General features: G+C 68.7%; 29 protein-coding genes. 17 read left to right on the forward strand and 12 right to left on the reverse strand.

Features of this window, described 5'->3' with window-relative positions:
- Positions 1-16: 16 nt before the first annotated feature.
- Entirely contained in the window at positions 17-577 is a 561-nt protein-coding gene (locus ACFSCU_RS01515; protein ID WP_180550332.1) for a YaeQ family protein, read from the forward strand.
- A 58-nt stretch (positions 578-635) separates the two neighbouring features.
- On the opposite strand, the gene ACFSCU_RS01520 is transcribed toward ACFSCU_RS01515, so the two are convergent.
- The 8 genes from ACFSCU_RS01520 to ACFSCU_RS01555 form a co-directional block, all read right to left on the reverse strand.
- Positions 636-953, reverse strand: coding sequence for a putative signal transducing protein (locus tag ACFSCU_RS01520; protein WP_180550331.1), 318 nt, complete (start codon positions 951-953; stop codon positions 636-638).
- Between the two features lie 94 nt (positions 954-1047).
- Positions 1048-1212: a hypothetical protein gene (locus ACFSCU_RS01525; RefSeq protein WP_180550330.1), complete on the reverse strand. Its 165-nt coding sequence runs from the start codon at positions 1210-1212 to the stop codon at positions 1048-1050.
- A 93-nt stretch (positions 1213-1305) separates the two neighbouring features.
- The gene (locus ACFSCU_RS01530; protein ID WP_180550329.1) at positions 1306-2556 is read right to left on the reverse strand and encodes an MFS transporter; all 1251 of its coding nucleotides are present in this window, start codon (positions 2554-2556) and stop codon (positions 1306-1308) included.
- Positions 2557-2804: 248 nt separating this feature from the next.
- Positions 2805-3275 (reverse strand): FKBP-type peptidyl-prolyl cis-trans isomerase, encoded by a 471-nt coding sequence (locus ACFSCU_RS01535; protein WP_180550328.1) that lies wholly within the window; start codon positions 3273-3275, stop codon positions 2805-2807.
- 43 nt (positions 3276-3318) lie between these two features.
- Positions 3319-4287, reverse strand: coding sequence for a patatin-like phospholipase family protein (locus tag ACFSCU_RS01540; protein ID WP_377559669.1), 969 nt, complete (start codon positions 4285-4287; stop codon positions 3319-3321).
- On the reverse strand, positions 4269-4688 hold the full coding sequence (locus tag ACFSCU_RS01545; RefSeq protein WP_180550326.1) for a type II toxin-antitoxin system VapC family toxin: 420 nt from the start codon (positions 4686-4688) through the stop codon (positions 4269-4271). The genes ACFSCU_RS01540 and ACFSCU_RS01545 overlap by 19 nt, the downstream gene beginning before the upstream one ends.
- A 7-nt stretch (positions 4689-4695) precedes the next feature.
- Positions 4696-4977 carry a type II toxin-antitoxin system prevent-host-death family antitoxin gene (locus ACFSCU_RS01550; protein ID WP_180550325.1) on the reverse strand — a complete coding sequence of 94 codons (282 nt, stop codon included), beginning with the start codon at positions 4975-4977 and terminating at the stop codon, positions 4696-4698.
- Between the two features lie 74 nt (positions 4978-5051).
- Positions 5052-8000: a DNA topoisomerase III gene (locus tag ACFSCU_RS01555; protein WP_377559670.1), complete on the reverse strand. Its 2949-nt coding sequence runs from the start codon at positions 7998-8000 to the stop codon at positions 5052-5054.
- Positions 8001-8105: 105 nt separating this feature from the next.
- Here ACFSCU_RS01555 and ACFSCU_RS01560 point away from each other — a divergent pair, with 105 nt between their 5' ends.
- The 4 genes from ACFSCU_RS01560 (at position 8106) to ACFSCU_RS01575 (ending at position 11285) form a co-directional block, all read left to right on the forward strand.
- Positions 8106-8639 carry an SET domain-containing protein gene (locus ACFSCU_RS01560; RefSeq protein WP_180550324.1) on the forward strand — a complete coding sequence of 178 codons (534 nt, stop codon included), beginning with the start codon at positions 8106-8108 and terminating at the stop codon, positions 8637-8639.
- 3 nt (positions 8640-8642) lie between these two features.
- Positions 8643-9440 (forward strand): biotin--[acetyl-CoA-carboxylase] ligase, encoded by a 798-nt coding sequence (locus ACFSCU_RS01565; RefSeq protein ID WP_180550323.1) that lies wholly within the window; start codon positions 8643-8645, stop codon positions 9438-9440.
- Positions 9440-10207: an SPOR domain-containing protein gene (locus ACFSCU_RS01570; RefSeq protein WP_377559671.1), complete on the forward strand. Its 768-nt coding sequence runs from the start codon at positions 9440-9442 to the stop codon at positions 10205-10207. Before ACFSCU_RS01565 ends, ACFSCU_RS01570 begins: the two co-directional genes overlap by 1 nt.
- Positions 10208-10625: 418 nt before the next feature.
- The gene (locus tag ACFSCU_RS01575) at positions 10626-11285 is read left to right on the forward strand and encodes a glutathione S-transferase family protein (protein ID WP_180550322.1); all 660 of its coding nucleotides are present in this window, start codon (positions 10626-10628) and stop codon (positions 11283-11285) included.
- A 329-nt stretch (positions 11286-11614) separates the two neighbouring features.
- Here the strand turns inward: ACFSCU_RS01575 and ACFSCU_RS01580 are convergent, their stop codons facing one another.
- From ACFSCU_RS01580 to ACFSCU_RS01590, 3 genes are all read right to left on the reverse strand, one after another.
- A complete protein-coding gene (locus ACFSCU_RS01580) occupies positions 11615-13063 on the reverse strand; it encodes a sensor histidine kinase (protein WP_180550321.1) in 1449 nt (482 codons plus the stop codon).
- A gap of 58 nt (positions 13064-13121) precedes the next feature.
- Positions 13122-13796, reverse strand: coding sequence for a response regulator (locus tag ACFSCU_RS01585; RefSeq protein ID WP_180550320.1), 675 nt, complete (start codon positions 13794-13796; stop codon positions 13122-13124).
- A gap of 234 nt (positions 13797-14030) precedes the next feature.
- Entirely contained in the window at positions 14031-14501 is a 471-nt protein-coding gene (locus tag ACFSCU_RS01590) for a MarR family winged helix-turn-helix transcriptional regulator (RefSeq protein ID WP_180550319.1), read from the reverse strand.
- A gap of 131 nt (positions 14502-14632) precedes the next feature.
- On the opposite strand from ACFSCU_RS01590, the gene recA reads away from it, so the two are divergent.
- The 3 genes from recA to ACFSCU_RS01605 all read left to right on the forward strand — a co-directional run bounded on the left by recA (position 14633) and on the right by ACFSCU_RS01605 (position 17228).
- On the forward strand, positions 14633-15682 hold the full coding sequence (recA, locus tag ACFSCU_RS01595; protein ID WP_180550318.1) for a recombinase RecA: 1050 nt from the start codon (positions 14633-14635) through the stop codon (positions 15680-15682).
- 395 nt (positions 15683-16077) lie between these two features.
- Positions 16078-16554 carry a recombination regulator RecX gene (recX, locus tag ACFSCU_RS01600; protein ID WP_377559674.1) on the forward strand — a complete coding sequence of 159 codons (477 nt, stop codon included), beginning with the start codon at positions 16078-16080 and terminating at the stop codon, positions 16552-16554.
- Positions 16555-16691: 137 nt separating this feature from the next.
- On the forward strand, positions 16692-17228 hold the full coding sequence (locus tag ACFSCU_RS01605; RefSeq protein ID WP_180550317.1) for a hypothetical protein: 537 nt from the start codon (positions 16692-16694) through the stop codon (positions 17226-17228).
- A 35-nt stretch (positions 17229-17263) separates the two neighbouring features.
- On the opposite strand, the gene argC is transcribed toward ACFSCU_RS01605, so the two are convergent.
- Positions 17264-18175, reverse strand: a complete 912-nt coding sequence (gene argC / locus ACFSCU_RS01610; protein WP_377559675.1) for an N-acetyl-gamma-glutamyl-phosphate reductase — start codon at positions 18173-18175, stop codon at positions 17264-17266.
- Between the two features lie 188 nt (positions 18176-18363).
- Here argC and sucC point away from each other — a divergent pair, with 188 nt between their 5' ends.
- The 9 genes from sucC to ACFSCU_RS01655 all read left to right on the forward strand — a co-directional run bounded on the left by sucC (position 18364) and on the right by ACFSCU_RS01655 (position 26657).
- Positions 18364-19524, forward strand: a complete 1161-nt coding sequence (gene sucC, locus ACFSCU_RS01615) for an ADP-forming succinate--CoA ligase subunit beta (RefSeq protein ID WP_333707546.1) — start codon at positions 18364-18366, stop codon at positions 19522-19524.
- Between the two features lie 12 nt (positions 19525-19536).
- Positions 19537-20430 (forward strand): succinate--CoA ligase subunit alpha, encoded by an 894-nt coding sequence (gene sucD, locus ACFSCU_RS01620; RefSeq protein ID WP_377559676.1) that lies wholly within the window; start codon positions 19537-19539, stop codon positions 20428-20430.
- Between the two features lie 114 nt (positions 20431-20544).
- On the forward strand, positions 20545-21255 hold the full coding sequence (locus ACFSCU_RS01625; RefSeq protein ID WP_377559677.1) for a TerC family protein: 711 nt from the start codon (positions 20545-20547) through the stop codon (positions 21253-21255).
- 59 nt (positions 21256-21314) lie between these two features.
- Positions 21315-22100, forward strand: a complete 786-nt coding sequence (locus ACFSCU_RS01630; protein WP_377559678.1) for a Stp1/IreP family PP2C-type Ser/Thr phosphatase — start codon at positions 21315-21317, stop codon at positions 22098-22100.
- An 84-nt stretch (positions 22101-22184) separates the two neighbouring features.
- Positions 22185-22814: an FHA domain-containing protein gene (locus tag ACFSCU_RS01635; RefSeq protein ID WP_180550315.1), complete on the forward strand. Its 630-nt coding sequence runs from the start codon at positions 22185-22187 to the stop codon at positions 22812-22814.
- Positions 22815-22860: 46 nt separating this feature from the next.
- Positions 22861-25086 (forward strand): CHASE2 domain-containing protein, encoded by a 2226-nt coding sequence (locus ACFSCU_RS01640; protein WP_377559679.1) that lies wholly within the window; start codon positions 22861-22863, stop codon positions 25084-25086.
- An 18-nt stretch (positions 25087-25104) separates the two neighbouring features.
- The gene (locus ACFSCU_RS01645) at positions 25105-25908 is read left to right on the forward strand and encodes a 3',5'-cyclic-nucleotide phosphodiesterase (protein ID WP_377559681.1); all 804 of its coding nucleotides are present in this window, start codon (positions 25105-25107) and stop codon (positions 25906-25908) included.
- 151 nt (positions 25909-26059) lie between these two features.
- Positions 26060-26389 (forward strand): type II toxin-antitoxin system RelE/ParE family toxin, encoded by a 330-nt coding sequence (locus ACFSCU_RS01650; protein WP_180550314.1) that lies wholly within the window; start codon positions 26060-26062, stop codon positions 26387-26389.
- A gap of 1 nt (position 26390) precedes the next feature.
- On the forward strand, positions 26391-26657 hold the full coding sequence (locus ACFSCU_RS01655; RefSeq protein WP_257645726.1) for a helix-turn-helix domain-containing protein: 267 nt from the start codon (positions 26391-26393) through the stop codon (positions 26655-26657).
- Positions 26658-26675 lie beyond the last annotated feature (18 nt).

The raw sequence follows: 26675 nt of genomic DNA on the forward strand, positions 1-26675 counted from the left end.
CTCGCAGCCGCTCCCGATGGCCCTCAAATCTACGGTCTTCAAGGCCGACGTGCAGCTCGCCGACATCGACCACGGCTGCTACACCGATCTGCCCCTTACGCTGGCGCGCCACCCCAGCGAGACCGACGAACGCATGATGGTGCGCCTGGCCGCGCTGGCACTGAATGCCCACCAGGTGCAGGATGTGTGCGGCGGCGACGCGCGCATCGGCTTTGGCGCGGGCCTCTCCAGCCCTGACGAGCCCGATGTGCAGCTGGTCGATTTCACCGGCCGCACCCGCCTGTGGATCGAAGTCGGCCAGCCCGACGACAAGCCGCTGGCCAAGGCGTGCAGCAAAGCCGATGCGGTGATCGTCTACGCCTTCGGCCCGGCGGCCGATGTGTGGTGGCGCGGCATCGAAGGCAAGCTGGCGCGGCTGGACAAGCTGCAAGTCTGGCGCTTGCCCGCCGCCGACGCACAAGCGCTGGCGGCGCTGGCCGAGCGCGGCATGGCCTTGCAAGCAACGCTGCAAGAGGGCGTGCTGACCCTGTCCAGCGCACGCGGCAGCGTCAGCACCGAGCCGCTGCGCTGGAAGTAAGCGCCCTCACGATTTTGGTCAAATCGGCCCGCAGCGCTTGCTGGACAAGCGCTGACAGCTACGAATTCAATAGTGATGGCATCAACGCCCCGCACGCCCAGCACTGCTCGAAGCCGCCCTCAATCTGCTCGCCGCAGGCCGCGCATTGCCAGCGGCGTTGCGGCACCTGCGCCAGTTCGGCCAGCAGCGCGCGCGCGGCGGCGTGGTGTTCGTCGTGGCGCACCCACAGCTCGGGCAGGCATTGGTCGGGCGGCAGCTCGCCGGCCACGCTGGACAGAAAGCGCCGCTCCACCGTCGTCGGGTAACCGGCCTCGCACAGCAGATCGGCCCAGATCTGCGCGATGGCGGCGTTGGGGGCGTGGATCAGACGGCGCATGTGGCGGTGAGGCGAGCGGGCAGAAAATCGGCTCTGGCGCTTATCTGGCTTGCGCAAGCAGCTATCAAAAATCAAGTGACCAGCCTCGGCAGGCTTATTTGCGCACGCGCCCCACACCCACATCTGCGGTGCCGTAAACGGTGACGCCCGATGTGGCGCCAGCGGTGTCGGGGTTGTGCGGCGTGGCACCGCAGCCGGCGAGCGTCAGCGCGGCGGCCAGCAGGCCGGCGCAGGCGATGAATGGGCGGATGAATCGCATGGCGGGTACTCCTTCAGTGTGCGGCCAGTATGCCCGCTGGCCGCCGCGCGCGGCGCCGGCGTGCCGGGCAATCGTGACCAGACGTGAGGGCCGTCAATCCGCAGCCGGCGCCCGCGGCAGCTTCCAGAACGCCAGCGTGCCCATCAGCACCACCGCGCTCATGGTCAGCAGCGCGGCGGTGAAGGGTTCGACACCGAAGCGCGGCGCCAGGCTGGCGGCCAGGCCGCTGGCCCACTGCATCAGCGCAATGCCCAGGAACATCGCCATGGTGAACAGCGACAGCGCCCGGCCGCGCACGTGCTCGGGGTAGGCTTCGCGCACGTAGCCGTACTGCAGCACGCCGTAGCCCGACAGCGCGCCGTAGCCAATGGCCAGCAACACGTCGGCCCAGGCCACGTGGATCAGGCCCATCGCCCCCAGCATCAGCACGGCCACGACGGCAAAGCCCAGCAGCCAGCGCACGCGCTGCGCGCCACCGGGGTCGATGCGGCCAAAGATGGCCGGGCTGGCCATGCTGGCCAGCGTCATCACAAAGGCCACGTTGCCGCTTTGCACCAGGCTGAAGCCGTGGCGCTCCACCAGCAGCGGCCCCAGCCACAGCCCGCGCAGGGTGATGAAGCCCGCGTACGCCACCGCCGCGTAGGCCACCAGACCGGCCGTGTGCGGCAGGGCGAACAGGCGCAGCAGATCGCGCAGCGCCGCCAGCACGCTCTGGCGCTCAGTCGCCGGCTGTGCGGCGCTGCTGCCGCGCGGCGCGCGCACCAGCCACCACATCGCCAGCCACGACGCGGCCGAAGCCACCGCCAGCACGCCGAAGCCCCAGCGCCAGTGGCTGACCTCGATCAGCCAGGCCAGCGGCGTGGCCGTGGCCAGCACGCCCAGGCCGCTGATGCTCATGATCAGCCCCGATGTGGAGGTGAAGTGCTGGGGTACGAAGTACTTGGCGATGAACACCGTGCACACCAGGAAGGCCGGCGCGCAGCCGGTGCCGATCAGCATCTGGCCGATCAGCAGCACCGTGTAATTGGGCGCCACGGCCGACACCGCGGCGCCCAGCACCGCCATGGGAAACGCGGCGAGGATGGTGCGGCGGATGCCGAACAGGTCGATCGACACGCCCATCACCAGCTGCATGATGCCGAACGAGAAGTGGTACGCCGCCGCCCACAGCCCCAGTTGCTGCGGCGACAGGTGCAGCTCGCCCGCCAGCGGCGGCCCCATGATGGCCGCCACGGTGCGGAACGACTGGCTGAGCGTGAAGCCGCTGGCCAGCGCCAGCAGAATGGCCCAGGCCACGCGCGGTGGCAAAAGAGGGTTGGCGGGCGGGGGCGCGGCGCTGGACATGGCGGCGCGAAGCCTAGCGCAAACGGGGCAGGCACGCAGTCGCGCAAGCGGCTGATAGGGTATGTCGCTGTTTCACCCCACGCCGGCGCAAGCCCATGGGCGCTGCTTCACGGGGACCACGGCTGAAAACTTCCTTGTCATTCCGGCTTGCCCCGGCGGACGGGGGGATCTCAAGAGGTTAGAAGCCAAATCGGGCTTCAGCGCCCGTCTGGCAAGCGCTGAGGGCTATTTAAAATGTAGCGAAATCATCAATGCTGGTGCCCATGCGCACCATGCACATGCCCGTGGGCAATCTCCTCGGCCGTGGCGGCGCGCACGGCCGTCACCGTGGCGGCAAAGCGCATCGCCTGCCCGGCCAGCGCGTGGTTGCCGTCCAGGTGCACCTCGGGGCCCTTGATCTTGACCACGTTGTAGACCACCGGCGTACCCTGCGGCCCCGCGCCCTGCAGCTGGCCGCCCACCTTCACGCCGGGCGGGAATTCGCTCTTGGGGATGGTGCGCACCAGCGCCTCGTCGCGCTCGCCGAAGGCCTCGGCAGCGGTCAGGTCGAGGCTGACGCTGTGGCCCACGCCCTGGCCGTCCAGCGCCGCCTCCACCTTGTCGAACAGGTTGCCGTAGCCGCCGTGCAGGTAGGCGGTGGTGCCGCTGTCCAACGGCTTGCCTTGCGGTGAAGTCATGCGGTAGGCGATGGTGACGGCGGTGTCCTTGGTGATGTTCATGGGATGCGTCTGATTCGGGTGAATGGGCGGGAGTTTGACAGCATCACGCCGCATCCGGCGCCAGCGGCGGGCACAGGCCGCGCGCGCGCAGCAGCGGCAGCACCTCGGCGGCGGCGGCGCGGCCGGCGTCGATGGCCTCGGCCGCGCGGTGGAAGTCCAGCAGCCCCAGGTGCGCCAGGCGCGGCGCGATCGTCGTCTCGGGCGGGTCGCCCGCCATGCGGCTGCGCGTGATGCGCACCTGCATCACGTGGATGCTGCTGGCCAGCACGTCGAGCACCGAGGGCAGGCCGCGCGGCGCCGTGGCCGGCGCGGGTTCGGCAGCTGGGGCGTCGGCCGGCGGCTCGGCGCCATGCGGCATCAGCGCGCTCATGCGGTTCTGCAGCGACTGCATCCACGGCGCGCGCGGCGCCGGCGCAGGCTCGGCGCGCAGCAGGCGGCCGGCAATGTCGGCGTTCAGGTCGACGGCGATCACCACCTCGGCGCCCAGCGCGCGCGCCAGCGACACCGGCACCGGGTTCACCAACCCGCCGTCCACCAGCAGCCGGTCGTCCTGCCACACGGGCGTGAACAGCCCAGGCAGCGCGAACGAGGCGCGCACCGCATCGGCCACCGAGCCCTCGCGCAGCCACACCTCGTCGCCCGTGCGCAGGGCCGTGGCCACGGCGCCAAAGCGCAGCGGCAGCGATTCGATGGCCGGATCGGCAAAGTGGTTGCGGAAAAACGCCACCAGCTTCTCGCCCTTGAGCATGCCGCCGCCCAGCCCGAAATCCATGAACGACCACACGGCGCGGGCACTGAGGCGCCGCACCCATTCCTCGAAGCGGTCCAGCTCACCCGCCGCATACGCCGCGCCCACGATGGCGCCCACCGACGCGCCGGCCACGATGTCGGGCTTGAGCCCCGCCTCGGCCAGCGCCCGCAGCACCCCGATGTGCGCCCAGCCGCGCGCCGAGCCGCTGCCGAGGGCGAGGCCGATCAGGGGGCGGCGCGGCGTCACGCGTTGAAATCCCAAGGGTTGAGCAGCCGCACGCCGGTGCCGGTGAAGTCACCGACATTGCGCGTGACGACCGTAAAGCCATGCTCCAGCGCCGTGGCGGCGATCATGGCGTCGCGAAATGATCGCGGATCAGGCACGTGCAGCGCGGCGCAGAACGGTGTGGTGAATTCGGTGAAAGGCAGAACGCGGCCGGTGAACTGCGCCAGGACCAGCTGGCGCCAGGTGCGCAGCACGATGGCCTGCGCCGGGTCCCTGCGCGCCAGGCGTAACTCGCCCATCTCCAGTTCGAACTTGGTGACCACGGACAGGAACAGGCTTTGCGGCAGCGCGGTGCCGGCCCAGGCCAGCACGGCAGGATCCGGGCGAGGCTTGCCCTCCCGCAGTTCCGAGATGACGTTGGTGTCGATCAGGTACACGTGCGGCTCAATCGGCGTCGAAATCGAACGGTTTCGCGACGTCGTCCAACTTGGGCGGCTCGAACTCGAAATCGCCGCCAGGGATGGATTGCATGACTTCGAGCAAGGTGCGCGGTTGGCTGCCACCCCGAAGCCGGTGGTACTCCTCGATGCTGAGCAGCGCATACGCCGGCTCACCACGGTCGGTGATGAACACCGGGCCGTTGGCGGCTGCGCGCTTGGCTGCCGCCACGTCGCGGGTGAACTCGCGGCTGGTGTAGGTGGTGATGGGGGCGGGATGGGCGCTCATGGGCAGCTCCACATGGGACGGAATGAATGCTTGTATGTTAGAGCATTCATCGCCGCCGGACAACCGCGCGCTCCTCAGCTCAGGTGCCCGCCCACCAGCCCCGCCAGCTTGAACATGCCCACGCTGTCGGCGCCGAACACGGGCTTGAGCTTGTCGTCGGCCAGGATGGTGCGCTTGTCGTTCGGGTCCTGCAGGTTGTTCGCCTTGATGTAGTCCCACAGCTTCTTCATCACCTCGCCGCGGCCGAAGGGGCCGGGGCCGATGACGGCGGCCAGCGCGGGGCTGGGCTGCAGGTTGCCGGCGCGCGGGGTCTTTTCGGTCTTGGCGGCGGTTTTCTTGGTCGGTGCCTTTTTGGCAGCTTTTTTGGCTGCAGCGCCCGCCCCTTCAGCGCGGGCAGCTCCTGATTTGGAAGCGGTCTTGGCCGGTGCGGCGGCGGTCTTGCGCGGCGGGTACTTGCGGCCGCCTTCGCGCGGCTCGAACTCGAACACCACCTTGCCCTCGTCGGGGCTCCAGGCCAGGCGCGCCTTGAAGGGGCGGCGCGTGCGCATGCTGACGAACTTGTCGAGCAGGTCGGTCTTGCCCTCGTTCAGCAGCTTGGCCATCTGCTCGGGCTCCACCGGCTGCTGCAGGATGACCTGGCCGCTCTTGAAGTCGCAGCTGGGCGCGGGGTGCTCGTGCGAGGGCACGCTGCGGGTGCAGACGTAGCTCTTGCCGAAGGCCTTCACCGGGTTGCCGCACTTGGGGCAAGGGCCGACGCTGGGTTCCGCCGACAGGTCGACGATCTCGCCGGTCTGCTCGGCCTTGGCGTCGTCGCCGAAGTCGAATTCGAGCTTGTAGTTGCCGCTTTCCTCGTCGCGCACCAGCGCCAGCTCGGCCACGAAGGGCCAGCCGGCCTTGCTGCGAAAGCCTTCCAGCGGGCCGATCTTGTGGTTGCTCAAAAAGGCTTCGGCCTCCTCGACGGCGAACGTGCGGCCGGCGGGCGTCTTGGTGAACGAGAAGCCGCAGCCTTCGCCCGCGCCGCTGGCGCCGGTGCAGGCATAGCGGCGGTAGTTCTCTTGCACCACGCCGCCGCAGTTCGGGCAGGGCGTTTGCAGTGTGGCGTAGTCGCCGGGCACGGTGTCGCGGTCGTATTCCTTGGCCTTCAGCACGATGCGCTCGGTCATCGCCGCGATCTCGCGCATGAAGGCTTCGCGCGAGAGCTGGCCTTTTTCCATCTGCGCCAGCTTGTATTCCCAGTCGCCGGTCAGCGCCGGCTTGCTGAGTTCTTCCACTTGGAGCCCGCGCAGCAGCGTCATCAGCTGGAAGGCCTTGGCGGTGGGGATCAGCTCGCGCCCCTCGCGCAGCATGTATTTCTCGCCGATCAGGCCTTCGATGATGGCGGCGCGCGTGGCGGGCGTGCCCAGGCCTTTTTCCTGCATGGCCTCGCGCAGCTCGTCGTCCTCGATCCACTTGCCCGCGCCTTCCATGGCGCCGAGCAGCGTGGCTTCGGAATAGCGGGCGGGCGGGCGGGTCTGCAACGCCTTGGGCTCGACGTGTTCGTTGCGCACCATCTCGCCCGGCTTCACCGGCACCAGCGACTTTGACTGCTCGCCTTCCTTCTTCTCCATTTCGGCGTCGGCTTCCTTGCCGTAGATGGCCAGCCAGCCGGGCCGCACCAGCACCTTGCCGTTGCTCTGGAAGTTGTAGCTTTGGCCCTCGTGCGACGCAGTCGTGATGCGCGTCGTCACCTGGTATTCGGCGCTGGGGTAGAACACCGCCATGAAGCGGCGCACCACCAGGTCGTACAGCTTCTGCTCCGCTTCCGATAGCGCGCCGGGCGCCTCCAGCGTGGGAATGATGGCGAAGTGGTCCGACACCTTGCTGTTGTCGAAGATGCGCTTGCTGGGCTTGACGTAGCCGTCATCCAGCGCCTTCTTCGCGTGCGGTGCCAGATGCCGCTGGCCGCTGGTGGCCAGCATTTCGAAGGTCTTGCGCGCCACGGCCAGGTAGTCCTCGGGCAGCCAGCGCGAATCGGTACGCGGGTAGGTCAGCGCCTTGTGCCGCTCGTACAGGCTTTGCGCCAGCGCCAGCGTGGTCTTGGCGCTGAAGCCGAACTTGCCGTTGGCCTCGCGCTGCAGCGATGTGAGGTCGAACAGCAGCGGGCTGGCCTGCGTGCTGGGCTTGCTCTCCTCGGTGACGCTGCAGGCCTTGCCGCGCACGGCGTCGGCAATGGCCTGCGCGGTGTGGGCGTCCCACACCCGGTCGGCGCGCTTGTCGGCATCGCCCGCGTCCTTCTTCCAGGCCGGGTCGAACCACTTGCCGGCGTACTCGCCCGCCTCAGCCAGGAAGGTGGCGTGAATCTCCCAGTAGTCGCGCGCCACGTGCCGGCGGATCTGCTCCTCGCGCTCGACCACCACGGCCAGCGTGGGGGTCTGCACGCGGCCCACGGTGGTCAAGAAGAACCCGCCGTCGCGCGAGTTGAAGGCCGTCATGGCCCGCGTGCCGTTGATGCCGACCAGCCAGTCGGCCTCGCTGCGGCTGCGCGCGGCGTCGTGCAGGCCCTGCATCTGGGCGTCGGTGCGCAGGTTGTCGAAGCCGTCGCGGATGGCCTGCGGCGTCATGCTCTGCAGCCACAGGCGCTGCACCGGCTTGCCCAGCGGTTTGCCGCCGCCGGCGTACTGCTCGATCAGGCGGAAGATCAGCTCGCCCTCGCGCCCCGCGTCGCAGGCGTTGATGAGCGCGCCCACGTCCTTGCGCCTGGCCTGCCGCACCACGGCGTTCAGGCGCGTCTTGGTCTTGTCCACCGGCTTCAGCTCGAAGTGCGGCGGAATCACCGGCAGGTGGGCAAAGCTCCACTTGCCGCGCTTGACGTCGTACTGCTCGGGCGCCTGGATCTCCACCAGGTGGCCGACGGCGCTGGTGACGACGTAGCGCTCGTTCTCGAAATGCTCGTCGTGCTTGTCGAACTTGCCGGCAACGGGCGTGAGGGCGCGCACGATGTCTTGCGCGACCGATGGTTTCTCTGCGATGACCAGTGTTTTCATGTGGCTAGAATCCGGCTCCTCGCGCGTGCGCACACGCGCACCCGCACTCGCGCGCCCACGCCCACGCATGCGCGCGCACTCAAACCAACATAGCAAAAACTTTCCGTGGCCAGCAAAAACCCCGCAGATTCGTCGGCCACGCGCCGCATCGAGGTGCGCCGCTCAGGCGTGCATGGGCAGGGCGTGTTCGCCCTGGTCGACATCCCCAAGGGCGAGCGCATCATCGAATACGTGGGCGAGATCATCAGCTGGAACGAGGCGCAGCGCCGCCATCCGCACGACCCGGATGACCCCAACCACACCTTCTACTTCCACATCGACGAAGACCGCGTGATCGACGCGCTGTACGGCGGCAACGATTCGCGCTGGATCAACCACAGCTGCGACCCGAACTGCATCGCCGACGAGGACGAGGGCCGCATCTTCATCACGTCGCGCCGCAAGATCAAGGCCGGTGACGAGCTGAACTACGACTACGGCCTGGTCATCGACGAGCCGCTGACGCCCGAGCTGAAGGCGGACTACCCCTGCTGGTGCGGCAGCAAGAAATGCCGCGGCACGCTGCTGTCGTCCGACCTGGAAACGGCGGAAAGCGGTGACAAGAAAAAGAAGAAGAAAAAGAAGAAGGCCAAAGGCTGACGCATGCCCCACCCCACCCTTGCCTGGCCCCTGGATGCGCTGCGCACGCAACTCGCGCCGCTGCTGCCGGGCGTGGCGGTGGAGGTGGTGGCCGGGATCGACTCCACCAACAGCGAGCTGATGCGCCGCGCGCGCGCCGGCCGCACGGCGCCCACGCTGCTGGTGGCCGAGCTGCAGACCGCCGGTCGCGGCCGCCTGGGGCGCGGCTGGCAGTCGGGCGACGGCGAGCGCGGCGGTGCGCTGGCCTTCTCGCTGGGCCTGCCGCTGGTGCCGTGCGACTGGTCGGGCCTTTCGCTGGCCGTGGGGCTGGCGGTGGCAGAAAGCCTGCACCCGGACATCCGCCTGAAGTGGCCGAACGACCTGTGGTGGCAGGGCCGCAAGCTGGCCGGCATCCTGGTCGAGACGGCGGGCACCGGGCAGCCGGGCACGGGGCGCTACGCCGTCATCGGCATCGGCGTCAACATCGCGCCGTTGCCGGGCGAAGGCTTTGCCACGCCGCCCGCGTGGCTGCAAGAGTTGTTGCCGGGCATCGACGCGCCCGCCACGCTGGCGCGCATCGCCGCGCCGCTGGTGCAGACGGTGCGCGGGTTCGAGCAGGGCGGCTTCGCACCGCTGGCCGAACGCTTTGCCGCGCGCGACCTGCTGGCCGGGCAGGCGGTGCGGCTGTCCGATGGAACGGAAGGCGTGGCGCAAGGCGTCGGCCCCGGCGGCGAGCTGCGCGTGCACACGCCCGCCGGCCTGCGCGAGGTGCACAGCGCCGAGGTCAGCGTGCGCCCACAGGCGCCACAAGGAGGTGGGTGATGGTCGGTCGTCTGGTCGTGCTGCTGCTGGTGGCCAACGTGGCCTGGTTCGCCTGGTCGCAGGGCTGGCTGCGCGTGCTGGGCCTGGCGCCCACGGTGCAGGCCGAGCCCGAGCGGCTGGAGCGCCAGGTGCGCCCCGAATCGCTGACGCTGCGGCCGCTGGACGCGGCCTCGGCCGCAGCGCCCGCGCCGGCACCCGCATCGCGGGCCTCCCGGCCAGCCCCGGCCCCCGCACCTGCGCCGGCACCGGCGGTGCCCGCACAACCCGCCCCCGCGCCGGAGCCACCCGTGGCCGCCGCGCCCCCGCCGCCGGCCCCGGCCCCCGGCGTGTGCCTGCAGGCCGGCGTGTTCAACGAGCAGCAGGCCGACGCCGTGCGCCGCGCCGCCGCCAGCCTGCCGGCCGGCAGCTGGCGCCTGGAGCCGGTGCAACTGCCCGGCCGCTGGATGGTCTACGTCGGCAAGCTGGCCGACGCGGATGCCGTGCGCACCAAGCGCAGCGAGCTGCGCGACCTGGGTGTCGACACCGACCGCCCCGGCGCCGCGCTGGAGCCGGGCCTGTCGCTGGGCCGCTTTTCCAGCGAGGAGGCCGCGCAACGCGCCCTGACCGACCTGGGCCGCAAGGGCGTGCGCACCGCCCGCGTGGTGCAGGAGCGGCGCGACACGCCGGCCTACCTGCTGCGCCTGCCGAATGCCGATGCGGCACTGCGCCAGCAGGTGCGCGGCCTGCGCGGCGCGCTGGCGGGCAAGGAGCTGCGAGGGTGTGAATAGAAGAACAACCCCCTGAGCCGCTGACGCGGCTTCCCCCTTCTCTTGCTGCGCTGCGCTTCGCGGGAAGGGGGACAACGCCAGTGGCCGGGCCAAGCCCGCTCCACGGCGTTCGCTTGGATGGCCTGCTCCGCGGCCGTTCGATTCACGAAGGGGGGCGTCTGGCCCTGAAACTCCCTCGCCCGCCTGCGGGAGAGGGCGGGGGTGAGGGTCGGAGACGCATCCTCCCGTAGCTGGCTAATCGATCAGGCGCTTTTTAATTGATAGCGGCTTGCGCTTGTCCATCCGTGATTTCAAGCCGAAGCCATCTGAAACCATTGATTGACCGGCGCAGGCAGCTATCTTTATTGATGTTCGGCGCCCCGCCCGCCGCGCTATGCTCAGGCCCTTGCCTACCCACCGATCCACAGGAGACTTCCCCATGACCCTCAAGCTCTACTACGCCTCCGGCGCCTGCTCGTTCGTGCCGCACAGCATGCTGGAGATGGCCGGCGCCACTTTCGAGCCGGTGGCGGTGAAGCTGCACCGCAACGAGCAGAACAGCCCCGAGTACAAGGCCATCAACCCGCGCGGCCAGGTGCCGGTGCTGGTGGACGGCGGCGAGGTGATCACGCAGATCATGGCCATCATTGCCTACATCGACGCCAAGTTTCCCGAGGCCACCTTCATCCCCAAGGACCCGCTGGCGCGTGGCCGCTTCGTCGAGGTGCTGGCGTGGATGAACAACACGGTGCACCCCACCTTCACGCACATCTTCATGCCGCACAAGTTCACCGGCGACGAGGCGGCGCAGGCCGCCATCAAGACGCACGCCGTGGGCCAGTACCGCACGCTGATGGGCGAGCTGCAGGACTTGGTGAAGAAGGCGCACGCGGAAGGCCGCGACTGGCTGGGCGGCGTGCACTGCGGCCCGCTGGACACCTATGCGCTGACGCTGCTGCGCTGGGGCACCATCGCCGGCATCAACCCCGAGGACTTTCCCGAGCTGTGGGCGCATGTGCAGCGCACCGCCCAGGTGCCGGCGGTGGCGCGCGCCATGGAGCGTGAGAAGCTGCAGCTGAGCCTGTACAAGCCGGCCTGAGGCGGGCGGAGCGGCCGCTTCGATCATCCTGGCGTGCAGAGGCGCTGCATGGCGTCGGTGCGAGCGGACTGTAGGGGGGGTATGCGGCTCCAGCGCCCGCCAATAGGGCGCTATCGGCTTACTTATAGGGGAGTATGTGGTGACCGCGGGCTGTGGGAGCGGGCTTGCCCGCGATGCGGCGTCGCCTCGCGTTCAGTGCTTCATCGCGGGCAAGCCCGCTCCCACGAAAAAGCCATCGAGCCGTGGCCTGCCTGGCGGGGCGATGATGCCCGAATCCTGCGCCGACGCCCGCCCGCCGGGCGCCTCAAGCTATCGACAAGATAGCGCCATCAACTTGCCCGAAAACGCACCGTGAAGCACGCGCCCGGCGGCTGCTGGCCGGGGTGGGCGTCGTCCACGCTGACCTCTGCGCGGTGCTGCGCCGCGATCTCCTGCACGATGGGCAGCCCCAGGCCCGAGCCGTGCACGTTGGTGCCCAGCGCGCGGTAGAAGGGCTGGAACACGCTGGCGCGCTCGGCCTGGGGGATGCCGGGGCCGTTGTCCTCCACCTGCACAGCCAGCGCGCGGCTGAACGGCTCCACGCGCAGCCGCGCGGTGACGACGCCGGGCGATTCGGGCGTGGAAGGCGTGTAGTGGATGGCGTTTTCCACCAGGTTGCGGATCATCTCGCGCAGCAGCGTGGGGTTGCCCAGCAGCGTCAGCTCGGGCGCGCCGGGCGCCGGGCCGTCGTAGCCCAGGTCGATCTGCTTGTCCATGGCCTGCGGCACGGCCTCGCGCACCACGTCGATGGTGAGCTGCGCCAGGTCGCACGGCTGCTGCGCCATCACGGCGCCGCCGGCCTCGGCACGGGCCAGCGCCAGCAGCTGGTTGACGGTGTGCGTGGCGCGCACGCTGGCGTGGCCGATCTGCTGCAGCGACTGTTTCAGGTCGTCGGCGCTGGCGTCCTCGCGCTGCGCCAGGTCGGCCTGCATGCGCAGCCCGGCCAGCGGCGTCTTCAGCTGGTGCGCGGCGTCGGCCAGAAAGCGCTTCTGCGTGGCGATGGAGTCCTTCAGCCGCGTCAGCAAGTCGTTGACCGAGCCGACCAGCGGCCCCACCTCCTGGGGCACGGCGCTTTCGTCCAGCGGGCTTAGGTCGTCGGGCTTGCGCGCGCGGATGCGCGAGGCCAGCGCCGACAGCGGCCGGATGCCGCGCACCAGCGCCAGCCACACCAGCAGCACCGCCAGCGGCAGGATGGCGAACTGCGGCAGCATCACGCCCTTGATGATCTCGGCCGCCAGCACGCTGCGCTTCTCGCGCGTTTCGGCCACCTGCACCAGCGCCTGGGCGCCGCTGTCGCCGATGGGCACCCACAGGTAGGCCACGCGCACCGGCAGGCCGCGGAATTCGGCATCGCGCAGCTGTGGCTCTTCGGCCAGTTCGCCCGTGCTCGGCTCGTGGCCCGCGCGCGGCGGCGCGGGCAGTTCGCGCTCGCCCGACAGGTATTCGCCCTTGGCGCCCAGCACCTGGTAGTAGACGTTGTCGGAGTCGTCGGCGCGCAGCAGCTCGCTGGCCGGCTGCGGCAGCAGAAAGCGCACGCGCTGGCCGGGCGTGACCTGGATGAACTGCGCCAGCGCCTGCACGTTGTAGACCAGCGCGCGGTCGAACGGCTTGTTGGCCAGGTTCTGCGCCACCAGCCAGGTCAGCGCCAGGCTGACGGGCCACAGCAGCAGCAGCGGCGTGAGCATCCAGTCCAGGATCTCGCCGAACAGCGAGCGCTGGGCGCGTTGGAATATCTTCACTGCATTGCTGCTGTTTCGGTAGCTGCCAGCGCTTGCCCAGCAAGCGCGGGCGCCTGATTCAACCCGGAATCTTCTCGAGGCAGTAGCCCAGCCCGCGCACCGTGGCGATGCGGATCGGCCCCTTCTCGATCTTCTTGCGCAGGCGGTGGATGTAGACCTCGATGGCGTTGTTGCTCACCTCCTCGCCCCACTCGCACAGGCGCTCCACCAACTGCTCCTTGCTCACCAGGCGGCCGCTGCGCTGCAGCAGCACCTCCAGCAGGCCCAGCTCGCGCGCCGACAGGTCGACCATCTTGCCGTCGATGCTGGCCACGCGGCCGGTCTGGTCGTATTCGAGCGGGCCGTGCTTGATGGTGGCGCTGGCCGCGCCCATGCCGCGCCGCGTGAGGGCGCGCACGCGCGCTTCCAGCTCGGTCAGCGCGAACGGCTTGGCCATGTAGTCGTCGGCGCCGTAGTCCAGGCCCTTCACGCGCTCCTCGATGCTGTCGGCCGCGGTGAGGATCAGCACCGGCAGCGTCTGCCCGCGCGCGCGCAGGCGCTTGAGCACCTCCAGCCCGTGCAGCTTGGGCAGGCCCAGGTCGAGGATCAGCAGGTCGAACTCGGTGTTGGTGAGCAGGGCGGTGTCGGCCTCGGTGCCGGTGGCCACGTGGTCCACCGCGGCGCCGTGGGTGCGCAGGCTGCGCATCAGGCCATCGGCCAACACCTGGTCATCTTCGGCGATGAGGATGCGCATGAAAGTCTCCTGTGGCGGCGCCGCGCGCCGCATCGTTGTACTGGGCGTTGGCAGCAAATTCTAGAGCGCCGCCGCGGGGGCCGCGCTGGGGTTGTCCCCCGCATCGGCGGGGTGGGCATGCGGGTGCGCGGATGGTTGCGCGGGGCGAGCAGCGCAGGCCACGCCATTCGCTATCAACAAGATAGCTATCGGCGCTTGCTGTACAAGCTCTGAAGGCCGATTTCGCCTGAAACATCAGGCCGCATACGCCTCCAGCCCCAGCGCCACCACGGTGGCGACCTCGTCGCCCACGGCGGCGCGGAACTCGGCCTCGGCCTGCGCCACGGCGTCGCGGAAGGCGGCCAACCAGTCCAGCCCCGTCGGCGTGAACACGATGCGCCGCGCCCGGGCGTCGCGCGGGTCGGGCTCGCGCGCCACCAGGCCCCAGGCTTCGCATTGGTCCACCAGATCGCCCATGGACTGCTTGGCTATGCCGGCCCAGGCGGCCAGCTCGGTCAGCCGCGCGCCGCCCAGCGGCAGGTGGCGCGTGATGTGGATGTGCGCCGCGCCCACCTTGTCGCGCGCCGCCAGGTTGGCCAGCGCCAGCGGCGCCTGCTCGCTGGCCGCCATCAGCTGCAGCACGCGCTCGTCGAAGCGGCGCATGGCGTGGCCGAGCAGGCGGCCGAGGTGCGTCTCGCGCCAGCGGTCATCGTCGGGCTCATTCATGCGCTAGATAGTAAGGCAAACTGACCATAAATCGGCTTTACGGCAATCAATGGATTGATATACAGTCCTGTTCAAGCATCCAGTTGATTCGGGTGCATCCGCTTCAACCCATTGATCTCAAAGGAAAAATCATGGACATGGCCGTCGCCGACAAGACCGAAAAAGCCAAGGCCCTGCAGGCCGCGCTGGCGCAGATTGAAAAGCAGTTCGGCAAGGGCACCATCATGCGCCTGGGCGAAGGCGAGGTGGTCGCCGACATCCAGGTCGTTTCCACCGGCTCGCTGGGGCTCGACGTGGCCCTGGGCGTGGGCGGCCTGCCGCGCGGCCGGGTGATCGAGATTTACGGCCCGGAATCGAGCGGCAAGACCACGCTCACGCTGCAGGTCATCGCCGAGATGCAGAAGCTGGGCGGCACCTGCGCCTTCATCGACGCCGAGCACGCGCTGGACACCGCCTACGCGCAGAAGCTGGGCGTGAACCTGCAGGACATGCTGATCAGCCAGCCCGACACCGGCGAGCAGGCGCTGGAAATCGTCGATTCGCTGGTGCGCTCGGGTGCCATCGACCTGGTGGTGGTCGACTCGGTCGCCGCGCTCACGCCCAAGGCCGAGATCGAGGGCGACATGGGCGACAGCCTGCCCGGCCTGCAGGCGCGGCTGATGAGCCAGGCGCTGCGGAAATTGACCGCCACCATCAAGAAGACCAACTGCACGGTGGTGTTCATCAACCAGATCCGCATGAAGATCGGCGTGATGTTCGGCAGCCCCGAAACCACCACCGGCGGCAACGCGCTGAAGTTCTACGCCTCGGTGCGCCTGGACATTCGCCGCATCGGCACCATCAAGAAGGGCGACGAAGCCATCGGCAACGAAACGCGCGTGAAGGTGGTCAAGAACAAGGTCAGCCCGCCCTTCAAGCAGGCCGAGTTCGACATCCTGTTCGGCGAAGGCATCAGCCGCGAGGGCGAGATCATCGACATGGGCGTGACCGCCAAGGTGGTGGACAAGAGCGGCGCCTGGTATTCCTACCAGGGCGAAAAGATCGGCCAGGGCCGCGACAACGCCCGCGAGTTCCTGCGCGAGAACCCCGATCTGGCGCGCGAGATTGAAAATCGTGTTCGTGAGTCGCTAGGCATCGCCGGGCGACCCGCAGCGGTGGAAGCCGCTGCGGAAGAGGCGTGAGCCTCTTGAACACGATTTCAGTGCAGGCTCATATTGGCGCAGCCTATGTGAAGGCCGCGTCAGCGGCCGTGCCGAAATTAAAACAAGGTGCGCGAGTCGCTCGGCATCGCCGGGCGACCGGCGGCGGCGGAAGCCGCCGTCGATGAGGCGTGAGCCGAATTCGCACCGCAGTTTCAGCGCAGGCTCACGTGCGCGCAGCGCACGTGAAGCCGCGAAGCGGCGTGCCGGAGCTAAAACCGGCGTCCGTGAGTCGCTCGGCATCGCCGGCAGGAGGCTGACGCTCTCTTATTGGGAGCTGCTTGCGCCTTCTGCAAGCGGACTTCATAGTGATTTCATTATGAAATCAAGTGTGAATCGGCGCGAACAGCCATCAAATTGATAGCATCCAGCAGCCCATGACCCCACGCCCCGCGCAGACCCTCTCCCTCAAGGGCCGCGCCCTGCGCTACCTCGCGGCGCGCGAGCATTCGCGCGCCGAACTGGCCACCAAGCTGTCGCGCCACGTGGGGCCCGAGGACGACCCGGACGCTGTGGCGCGCGTGCTCGACGAACTGGCCGCCAAGGGTTTCATCGACGAGGCGCGCGTGGCCGAGTCCGTGCTGCACCGCCGCGCCGGGCGCCTGGGCGGCGCGCGCGTGCTGCAGGAGCTGCGTGCCAAGGGCCTGCCCGACGAGGTGGTGGCCGACGCCGCCGCGCAGTTGCGCAGCACCGAACTGGCACGCGCGCAGGCCGTCTGGCGCAGAAAGTTCGGCCAGCCGCCCGCCGACGCGGCCGAGCGGGCGCGCCAGCTGCGCTTTCTGGCCGCGCGCGGCTTCAGCGGCGACGTGGCGCGCCGCGCGCTGGGCGGCGCTGCGGACGACGACGATTTCTGACGCCGCGCGCACCCGCCACCACCCCTTCAAGTGCGGGCTTGACAGCCGCGCGGGTTGCCGCCGCAATCACCCCGCCAGCGTCATGGTGATGGAGGCCCTTGGGCCGCACCCACATGGGCTGCAGGGAGAACAAAACAATGAGAATCGTCTACGCCTTGAGCGACAAGGGCGCGCGCGAGTGTGCCGCCGCGCACAGCACCTTGCCGGTCGAATTGCATGGCTTGCTGCGCATGGTGGATGGCCGGCGCACGCGCGAGGATCTGCTGGCCGCCACCGGCAAGAGCGCGCTGACCGCGGGCGGCCTGCGCTGGCTCAGCGCCTCGGGTTACATCCAGCCTTCCGAGATGGCCGACCTGGACACGCGGCCGGCACCAGCCACAGCGCCTTTTGCGCCCTCCGCGCCAGCGCACAGTGCGCCATCGCCCCTGTCGCGCCGCCCCGACGACGTGTGCCACGCCATGTCGAACTTCATGATCCGCTCGATCCGCCGGCACCTGGGCCGTTATGCCTACGAGCAGCAGATCGCCACCGCCACCACGCTGGGCGAGTTGCTGCCGTACCTGCACCCGCTGATCGACGCCATCGTGGCGCGTGCCGGCACCGAGGCCGGTGCCGAGTTCGCCGACTCGGCGGCCTTTCTGCTGCAGCCGCCGCGCCGGGCGCAGCGGCGCTGATCCTGCGCCGCCGGCGCCGATTCAGCGCGCGCCGGTCACAGCCCCAGCATCAGCCGCAGGTTCTGCACCGCCGCGCCGCTGGCGCCCTTGCCCAGGTTGTCCAGGCGCGCCACGCACACCGCCTGCTTCGCCTCGTCGTTGCCGAACACCCGGATTTCGAGCTGGTTGGTGTTCTTCAGCGCCACGGCATCCAGCTTACCGGATTCGGGCGCCGCTTCCACGCTGACGGCCTCGGCGCCCGCGTAATGGGCGCGGTAGGTGTCGAGCAGCTGCGCGGCGGTCGGCTGGCCGGGCAGGGTGTCAAGGTGCAGCGGCAACTCGACCAGCATGCCCTGGTCGAAATTGCCCACCGCCGGCACGAAGATCGGGCGGCGCGTGACGCGACCGTACTTCATGATCTCCGGGATGTGCTTGTGCTTCAGGCCCAGCGCGTACAGCTCGTAGGCCGGCGCGCCGCCGGCTTCATAGGCCTCGATCATCTGCCGGCCACCGCCGGAGTAACCACTGACCGACGGCAAGGCGACCGGGTAATCCGGCGGCAGCATGCCGGCGTCCACCAGCGGCCGCAGCAGGGCGATGGCGCCGGTGGCGTAGCAGCCCGGGTTGGCCACGCGATCGGCAGCCTGCACGGCGGCGCGCTGGTCCTTCGACAGCTCGGGGAAGCCGAACGTCCAGCCCTCGGCCACGCGGTGCGCCGTGCTGGCATCGATGATGCGCGGCTTGCGGTTCGGCAGGGCGTCGATCATGGCCACCGACTCGCGCGCGGCGTCGTCGTGCAGGCACAGGATCACCAGGTCGACCGCGGCCATGATCTCGCGCTTGGCCTCGGGGTCCTTACGGCGCGCGGGGTCGATGCTGACCACCTCCACGCCCGGCATGCCCTGCAGGCGGTCGCGAATCTGCAAGCCGGTGGTGCCGGCCTCGCCATCAATGAATACCTTGGCCATTGCTTGAATCCTTCCATCGCGGGGCCTGCGTCATGGCAGCGTAAGGCCCTCGCGCACAATTGGTGCGTCGCACCATGATACATTCGCCGAGGCGGCCCGCTGGCCCTGCGGCAGTGCGGCGCCCGACGGCCCACCGGTGGCCCGACCGTTTTCTCTCTCATCACACCAACACTCCTCAGAGGGGCCTCATGAAGATCCACGAATACCAGGGCAAGGAGATCCTGCGTCAATTCGGCGTGCCCGTGCCGCGCGGCATTCCCGCATTCACCGTTCAGGAAGCCGTGGAAGCGGCGCAGAAACTCGGCGGCCCGGTGTGGGTGGTCAAGGCGCAGATCCACGCCGGCGGCCGCGGCAAGGGCGGCGGCGTGAAGGTGGCCAAGTCCATCGAACAGGTCAAGGAACTGGCCACGCAGATCCTGGGCATGCAGCTCAAGACGCATCAGACCGGCCCCGAAGGCCAGAAGGTGCGCCGCCTCTACATCGAGGACGGTGCCGACATCCAGAAAGAGTATTACGTCTCCGTGGTCACCGACCGCGCGACGCAGAAGATTGCCTTCATCGCCAGCAGCGAAGGCGGCATGGACATCGAGGAAGTGGCGCACAGCCACCCCGAGAAGATCATCAAGGTGTTCGTCGATCCGCTGCAGGGCATGACCGACGCGCAGGCCAAGGAACTGGCCGACGGCATCGGCATCCCGGCCGACAGCACCGCGCAGGCTGTGGACGTGTTCAAGAAGCTCTACACCTGCTACATGGACACCGACGCCTCGCTGGTCGAGATCAACCCGCTGAACCGCGACAGCAAGGGCAACATCATCGCCCTCGACTCGAAGTTCAACTTCGACAGCAACGCCCTGTTCCGCCACCCCGAGATCGTGGCCCTGCGCGACCTGGATGAGGAAGACCCGGCCGAGATCGAGGCCAGCAAGTTCGACCTGGCCTACATCAGTCTCGACGGCAACATCGGCTGCCTGGTCAACGGCGCCGGCCTGGCCATGGCCACCATGGACACCATCAAGCTGTTCGGCGCCGAGCCGGCCAACTTCCTCGACGTGGGCGGCGGCGCCACCCCCGAGAAGGTGACCGAGGCGTTCAAGATCATGCTCAAGAATCCCAAGGTCAAGGCCATCCTGGTCAACATCTTCGGCGGCATCATGAAGTGCGACACCATCGCCACCGGCGTCATCACGGCCAGCAAGGCGGTCGACCTGAAAGTGCCGCTGGTGGTGCGCATGAAGGGCACCAACGAGGAACTGGGCAAGAAGATGCTCGCCGAAAGCGGCCTGCCCATCATCAGCGCCGACACCATGGCCGAAGCGGCTCAAAAAGTGGTTGCCGCCGTCAAGTAAGGAGCCCTGAACATGTCCATCTTCGTCAACAAAGACACCAAAGTCATCACCCAGGGCATCACCGGCAAGACCGGCCAGTTCCACACCGAGAAGTGCCAGGAATACGCCAACGGCAAGAACTGCTTCGTCGCCGGCGTGAACCCCAAGAAGGCCGGTGAGTCGATCTTCAACATCCCTATCTTCGCCAGCGTGAAAGATGCGGCCAAGGAAACCGGCGCCACCTGCTCCGTGATCTACGTGCCGCCAGCCGGCGCCGCCGCCGCGATCTGGGAAGCCGTGGAGGCCGACCTCGACTTCGTCGTCTGCATCACCGAGGGCATTCCGATCAAGGACATGCTGGAAGTGCGCAACAAGATGAAGCAGAAGGAAGAAAAAGGCGGCAAGAAGACGCTGCTGCTCGGCCCCAACTGCCCCGGCATCATCACGCCCGACGAGATCAAGATCGGCATCATGCCCGGCCACATCCACAAGAAGGGCCGCGTCGGCGTGGTCAGCCGCTCCGGCACACTGACCTACGAAGCCGTGGCACAGCTGACCGAGCTGGGCATCGGCCAGTCGAGCGCCGTGGGCATTGGCGGCGACCCGATCAACGGCCTGAAGCACATCGACGTGATGAAGGCCTTCAACGACGATCCGGATACGGATGCCGTGATCATGATCGGCGAGATCGGCGGCCCCGACGAGGCGGAAGCCGCCCGCTGGTGCAAGGACCACATGAAGAAGCCCATCGTCGGCTTCATCGCCGGCGTCACCGCGCCCCCCGGCAAGCGCATGGGCCACGCCGGCGCGCTGATCAGCGGCGGTGCCGACACGGCCGACGCCAAGCTCGCCATCATGGAAGAGTGCGGCTTCACCGTCACGCGCAACCCGTCCGAGATGGGCAAGCTGCTCAAGGGCTTGCTGTAAGCAGATCGCGGGCCGAGGCCGCCCTGAAGCGGCCTCCATGCTGCAGCCGGATGCCCCGCCAGGCCATCCGGCTGTATTATTTGAGCCGCCCCAAGTTCCTAGGGAAGAGACAAAGTGGAAGAATTTTTCACCGCCCATTTCTGGGTCGCCGTCGGTCAGATCATCATGATCGACATCCTGCTCGGGGGCGACAACGCCGTGGTGATCGCGCTGGCCTGCCGCGGCCTGCCGGCGCACCAGCGCACCAAGGGCATCATCTGGGGCACGGCCGGTGCCATCGTGCTGCGGGTCATCCTCATCGCCTTCGCGCTCGCCCTGCTGCAGGTGCCCTTCCTCAAGTTCGTCGGTGCGCTGCTGCTGATCTGGATCGGCATCAAGCTCATCGCGCCGGAAGAGGAAGACGCGCACGGCAGCATCCAGGGCAGCGACAAGCTGTGGGGCGCCATCAAGACCATCATCGTGGCCGATCTGGTGATGAGCGTCGACAACGTGATCGCCGTCGCCGGTGCCGCGCAGGGTGCGGGCGAGCAGCACCAGCTGCCGCTGGTCATCTTCGGCCTGCTGGTCAGCATCCCCATCATCGTCTGGGGCAGCCAGCTGGTGCTCAAGCTGATGGACCGCTTCCCCATCATCATCCTGCTGGGGGGCATGCTGCTGGGCTGGATTGCCGGCACCATGATGCACTCGGACCCGGCGCTGGTGCCCTACATCCCGCAGGACAAGACCGTGCACTACGCCATGGGCGTGGCGGGCGCGCTGCTGGTGCTGGCCATCGGCAAGTGGGTGCAGAGCCGTCGCAGCCCGCCACCCGCCTCGGCGGCATGAGGGCCCGTTGCATGTGGCTTTGCCCCTCGGCCCCCGGTTGATCGCAGCGACGGCCTGACATGGAGTTCGAGTACGGCGCACTGTCCGACGTGGGGCGCGTGCGCACCAACAACGAGGACGCCGTGATGGTCGATGCCGCGCACGGCGTGGCCGTGCTGGCCGATGGCATGGGCGGTTACAACGCCGGCGAAGTGGCCAGCGCGCTGGCGGTCGAACTGATCGCCGGCGAGATGGCGCGCTGGCTGCACGAGGCCTCGCCCGTGGCCACGCTGCGCGACGTGCGCCGCGCGATGGAAATCTGCGTCGACAACGCCAACCGCGCCATCTTCGACGCTGCCAACACGCACGCGGCCTATGCCGGCATGGGCACCACGCTGGCCATGGCGGTGGCGCATGGCGGCAAGTTCGTGATCGGCCATGTGGGCGATTCGCGCGCCTACCGACTGCGCGAGGGCGTGCTGGAGCAGCTCACGCGCGATCACTCGCTGCTGCAGGAGCAGGTGGACATCGGCCTGATCACGCCGGAAGAGGCCGCCGCCTCCGGCAACCGCAACCTGGTCACGCGCGCCCTGGGCGTGGAAGACACGGTGCTGCTGGATGTGCGCGAGGTCGACGTGCTGTGCGACGACCAGTTGCTGTTGTGTTCCGATGGCCTCAACGACATGGTGCGCAACGACGAGATCGCCGAGATCCTGGCGGCAGACCTGACGCTGGATGCCAAGTGCCAGCGGCTGGTGGGGCTGGCCAACGAACGCGGCGGGCGCGACAACATATCGGTGGTCATCGTCAAAGCCCATGAACCGCCCAAAAAGTCCGGGATGATGGCCAAATTGTTGAGAAAATAGGCAATAGTTGGCTTGTCGGCGCCCCAGCGGCTACGCTCCAATAGGCCACTCATACCAGTACAAGCCAGAAAACGGGAGCCGTTCATGCCGAAGTTGATCGTTTCGATCGACGGTGTCGTCGTCAAGGAATACCAACTGATCAAGGATCGCTCGACCATCGGTCGGCGGCCCTACAACGACGTCGTCATCGACAACCTCGCCGTCAGCGGCGAGCACGCCGTCGTGCAGATGGTGGATGGTCGCGCCGTGCTCGAGGATCTGGGCAGCACCAACGGCACCTACGTCAATGGCAAGGCGATCAAGAAGCAGGAACTGGCGCACGACGACACCATCGAGGTCGGCAAGTACAAGGTCAAGTTCGTCGACGGCGACACCATGTCTGCGCCGGTCAGTCTGCCCGGCGCCGGCCTGTCGGTGCCCATGGGGGTGGATGTCGGCTTCGGCCCCGAGGCCACCGGCCCGCGGGTGCGCGTGCTGAACGGCTCCGCCGCCGGGCGCGAGCTGCCGCTGACCAAGGTGGTCACCACCATCGGCAAGCCCGGCCTGTCGGTGGCCTCCATCACGCGCCGCGTGCATGGGTTCGACCTGGCGCAGGTCGAGGGCACGCACGTGGCGGCCGTCAACGGCGTGGCCGTCGACGCGGGCCCCATCACCCTCAAGAACCGCGATCAGATCGACCTGGGCGGCATCCGTCTGGAGTTTGTCGACCGCTGACACGGCGCCCCGGCGCGGGCGATGACAACGCATGGCTTGGGCTGGCTTGAAGCGCCATCGAAAGCGCACGCTGGCCACAGCGGTGCTGGTGCTGCTGGCGATCCTGCATGCATCCGGGGTGTGGAGTTTCGCCGCGCTGCACCGCGTGGACGAAGCCCTGTACGACCTGCGCCTGCGGCTGACGATGCCGCAGACATTCGACGAACGCATCGTCATCATCGACATCGACGAACGCAGCCTGGCGCGCGTGGGCCAGTGGCCCTGGAGCCGCGCCCGCGTGGCCGCGCTGGTGCGCGAGCTGACCGAGCGTCAGCAGGTGGCGGCGCTCGCGCTGGACGCGGTGTTTGCCGAACCCGACCGCAGTTCCGGCCTGCAAAACCTCGAGCGCCTGGCCCGCGAGGACCTGCAGCACGACCCTGCGTTTGCCGACTGGCTGGCCCGTGCCGCGCCGCAGCTCGACTACGACGGCGTGCTGGCCCGCGCGCTGCAGCAAGGCCCGGTGGCGCTGGGCTACTACCTCAGCAGCGACCGCGACGCGCGGCGCAGCGGCACCCTGCCGCGCCCGCTGGCCGAGGTGGATGCGCCGCCGCCCGGCATGCTGCACTGGGATGGCTACGGCAGCAACATCGCGCCGCTGACCGCGGCCGCCCCGCGCGCCGGCTTCTTCAACTCGGTGGCCGACCCCGATGGCAAGGTGCGCGCCGTGCCGCTGGTGGCGGCGTTCGAAGGCCGGCTGTACGAATCGCTGTCACTGGCCGCGCTGCGGCTGGGGCTCGACAACCCGCCGCTGCGGCTTGAGCGCGTGGCCGGGCAGGCGGCAGGCGGCCTGGCGGCCGTCACCCTGGGCTCGGGCGCGCAGGCCCTGCGCGTGCCGGTGGATGCGCGCGGTGCCGCGCTGGTGCCTTTCCGCGGGCCGGGCGGCCCCGGGGGCGGCTCGTTCCGTTACATCTCGGCGCTCGACGTGCTCGAAGGCCGTCTGCCCGCCGGCGAGCTGAAGGGCCGCTACACCCTGCTCGGCTTCACGGCGCCGGGGCTGATGGACCTGCGCGCCACGCCGGTGGGCGAGGTGTATCCGGGGGTTGAAGTGCACGCCAACCTGCTCTCGGGCATGCTCGACGGCCGCATTGCCGTGCGGCCCGACTACGCCGCCGGCTACGAAGTGGCCCTGCTGCTGGCCCTGGGGCTGGTGCTGATCCTGGGCCTGCCGTTGCTGCCCGTGGCGGCATCGCTGGGGCTGGGGCTGGCCTTGCTGGCCGGCATTCTGGCGCTGGATTTCTCGCTCTACCTGGGCGCCGGCCTGGCCATGCCGCTGGCCACGGCGCTGGTGCTCACGCTCACCGCGCTGGCCGTCAACATGGCGCTGGGCTACTTTGTCGAAAGCCGCGCCAAGCGCGAGCTGGCCCAGCAGTTCGCCACCTATGTGCCGCCCGAGCTGGTGCGCCAGATGGTGCGCAACCCCGAGCGCTACGGCATGCAGGCGCGCGCCGAAGAGCTCACCGTGATGTTCTGCGATCTGCGCGGCTTCACCAGCCTGTCGGAAACCATGGAGCCGCTGGCCCTGCAGGCGCTGCTGAACGACGTGCTCTCGCGCCTCACCCACGTCATCCGCGCGCACCAGGGCACCATCGACAAATACATGGGCGACTGCGTCATGGCCTTCTGGGGCGCGCCCGTGGCCCAGCCCGACCACGCCCGCCTGGCCGTCGATGCCGCCGTCGCCATGACCGCCACCATGCGCCAGTTCAATGCCGAGCGCGCGGCGCGCGGCGCGCCGTCGGTGTCCGTCGGCATCGGCCTGAACACCGGCGTCATGTCGGTCGGCAACATGGGCTCCGATCTGCGGCGCGCCTACACCGTCATCGGCGATGCGGTCAACCTGGCGGCTCGGCTCGAAAGCCTTTCGCGCGTGTACCAGGTCGACATCGTCGCCAGCCAGGCCACCGTCGACCACGCCGCCGCCGGCCAGCACCTGTGGCAAGAGCTGGATCGCGTCCGCGTCAAGGGCAAGCACCAGGCCACCACCATCCACACCGTGCGCGCCGCACCCGGCCAGGCCAGCGCCGCGCTGCAGGCCGAACTGGCCCTGTGGCAGGCCGCGCTGCCCCTGTGGCGCGCCGGCAGCTTCGAAGAGTTTCGAACAAAAGTTAACGAGCTTCAGCAAGCGAATGCCAACTTTTTCCTTTACCGGCTGTATGCCGCACGCGTAGCCTCACAGCTTCAAACACCGCCCGGCCCCGGCTGGGACGGCACCACGGACTTCGACGCCAAATAACAGCGCGGGGAGCTGAACATGAGGGTGCGTGTGCTCGGCTGCTCCGGCGCCATCGCTCGCGATTGCAAGACAACGTCGTTCCTGGTCGATCAGGACGTGCTCATCGACGCCGGCACCGGCGTGGGCGACCTCACGCGCGAGGAAATGCTGCGCATCGAGGACGTCTTCCTCACCCACGCCCACCTCGACCACATCGCCTGCCTGCCGCTGATGGTCGACACCATCGCCGGTGCGCGCGCCGGCCAGCCACTGCGCGTGCACGCCCTGCCGCACACCCTGGCCGCCCTGCGCCAGCACGTCTTCAACGACCTCATCTGGCCCGACTTCACGCGCCTGCCCTCGGCCGCGGCGCCCCTGGTCACCTTCCACCCGCTCGACGTCGGCGCCGTGCGCCACGTCCAGGGCCGCGCCATCGAGGCCCTGCCGGCCGAGCACTCGGTGCCCGCCGTCGGCTTTGCCGTGCGCGGCCCGCAGGCCGATGCGCCCTGGTGGGTCTTCAGCGGCGACACCGTGGGCAGCCCGGCCTTCTGGCAGCGCGTCAACCAGCTCCACGTCCACAGCCTGGTCATCGAAACCGCCTTCTCCAATGGCGAGCGCGCACTGGCCCAGCTGGCCCGCCACCTCTCGCCCGCCGCGCTGGCCGACCAGCTGGACCAGATCGACCCCGCACGCCGCTACCCCATCTACATCACCCACACCAAGCCGGCCGAAACCGAAACCATCATGCGCGAGATCGCCCAGTTCGACCAGGTGCGCCCGCCGCGCCGCGAAGCCGCGCACGACATCCGGTGGCCGAGCGCGGGGCATGTGTTCGAGTTGTAGGGGCGTGGTGCTGGATTGCATGCCAAATCTGCCTTCAGTGCCCTCCAGACAAGCGCTGACAGCTATCGAAAATTGAGTTGCACCGCGTCGACTTCATCTTCGTCCTCGGGCATAGACTCCAAAATATACGTTTTTAGCGTATAGTCCGCCCATGTTCACCGTCAGCGAAACCCGCGCATTCGTTCGCTCGATGGAGAACATCTGGGGCGAAGGCGAGCGCGCTGAATTCATCAACTGGATTGCCGCCAATCCGACCGCTGGCGATGTGATCGTCGGCTCGGGCGGTTTGCGCAAATTGCGCTGGTCGCGTCCGGGTCAGGGCAAGCGCGGCGGTGTGCGGGTCATCACCTATGCGCGCGCCGAGGGCGGGCAAGTGTGGCTGTTGATCGGGTACACCAAGGCCAGGTTCGACAAGCTACCCACCGAATTTTTAGTGAACTTGCGCAAGGAGATGGACGATGCCCAAGACGATGGACCCTGACATGCAAGCCTTCCAGGCCGAACTGCTGGAGGCCGTGCGCGACATGAAGGTCGGCCGCGCGGCGCGCACCACGCAGGTCGAGGTGCCGAACGCCGCCGACGCCCGTGCGCGGGTCGGCCTGTCGCAGTCGCAGTTCGCCACCTTGCTGGGTGTGTCGGTGCGCACGCTGCAGAACTGGGAGCAAGGCCGCAGCCAGCCCTCCGGCGCCGCGCAAACCCTCATCCGCGTGGCGATGACCGCGCCCCAGGTGCTGCGCGCAGTGGCATAGCGTTCGCCGTACCATCGC

This window comes from Ottowia beijingensis (assembly GCF_042680925.1).
Classification (GTDB): Bacteria; Pseudomonadota; Gammaproteobacteria; order Burkholderiales; family Burkholderiaceae_C; genus Ottowia; species Ottowia beijingensis.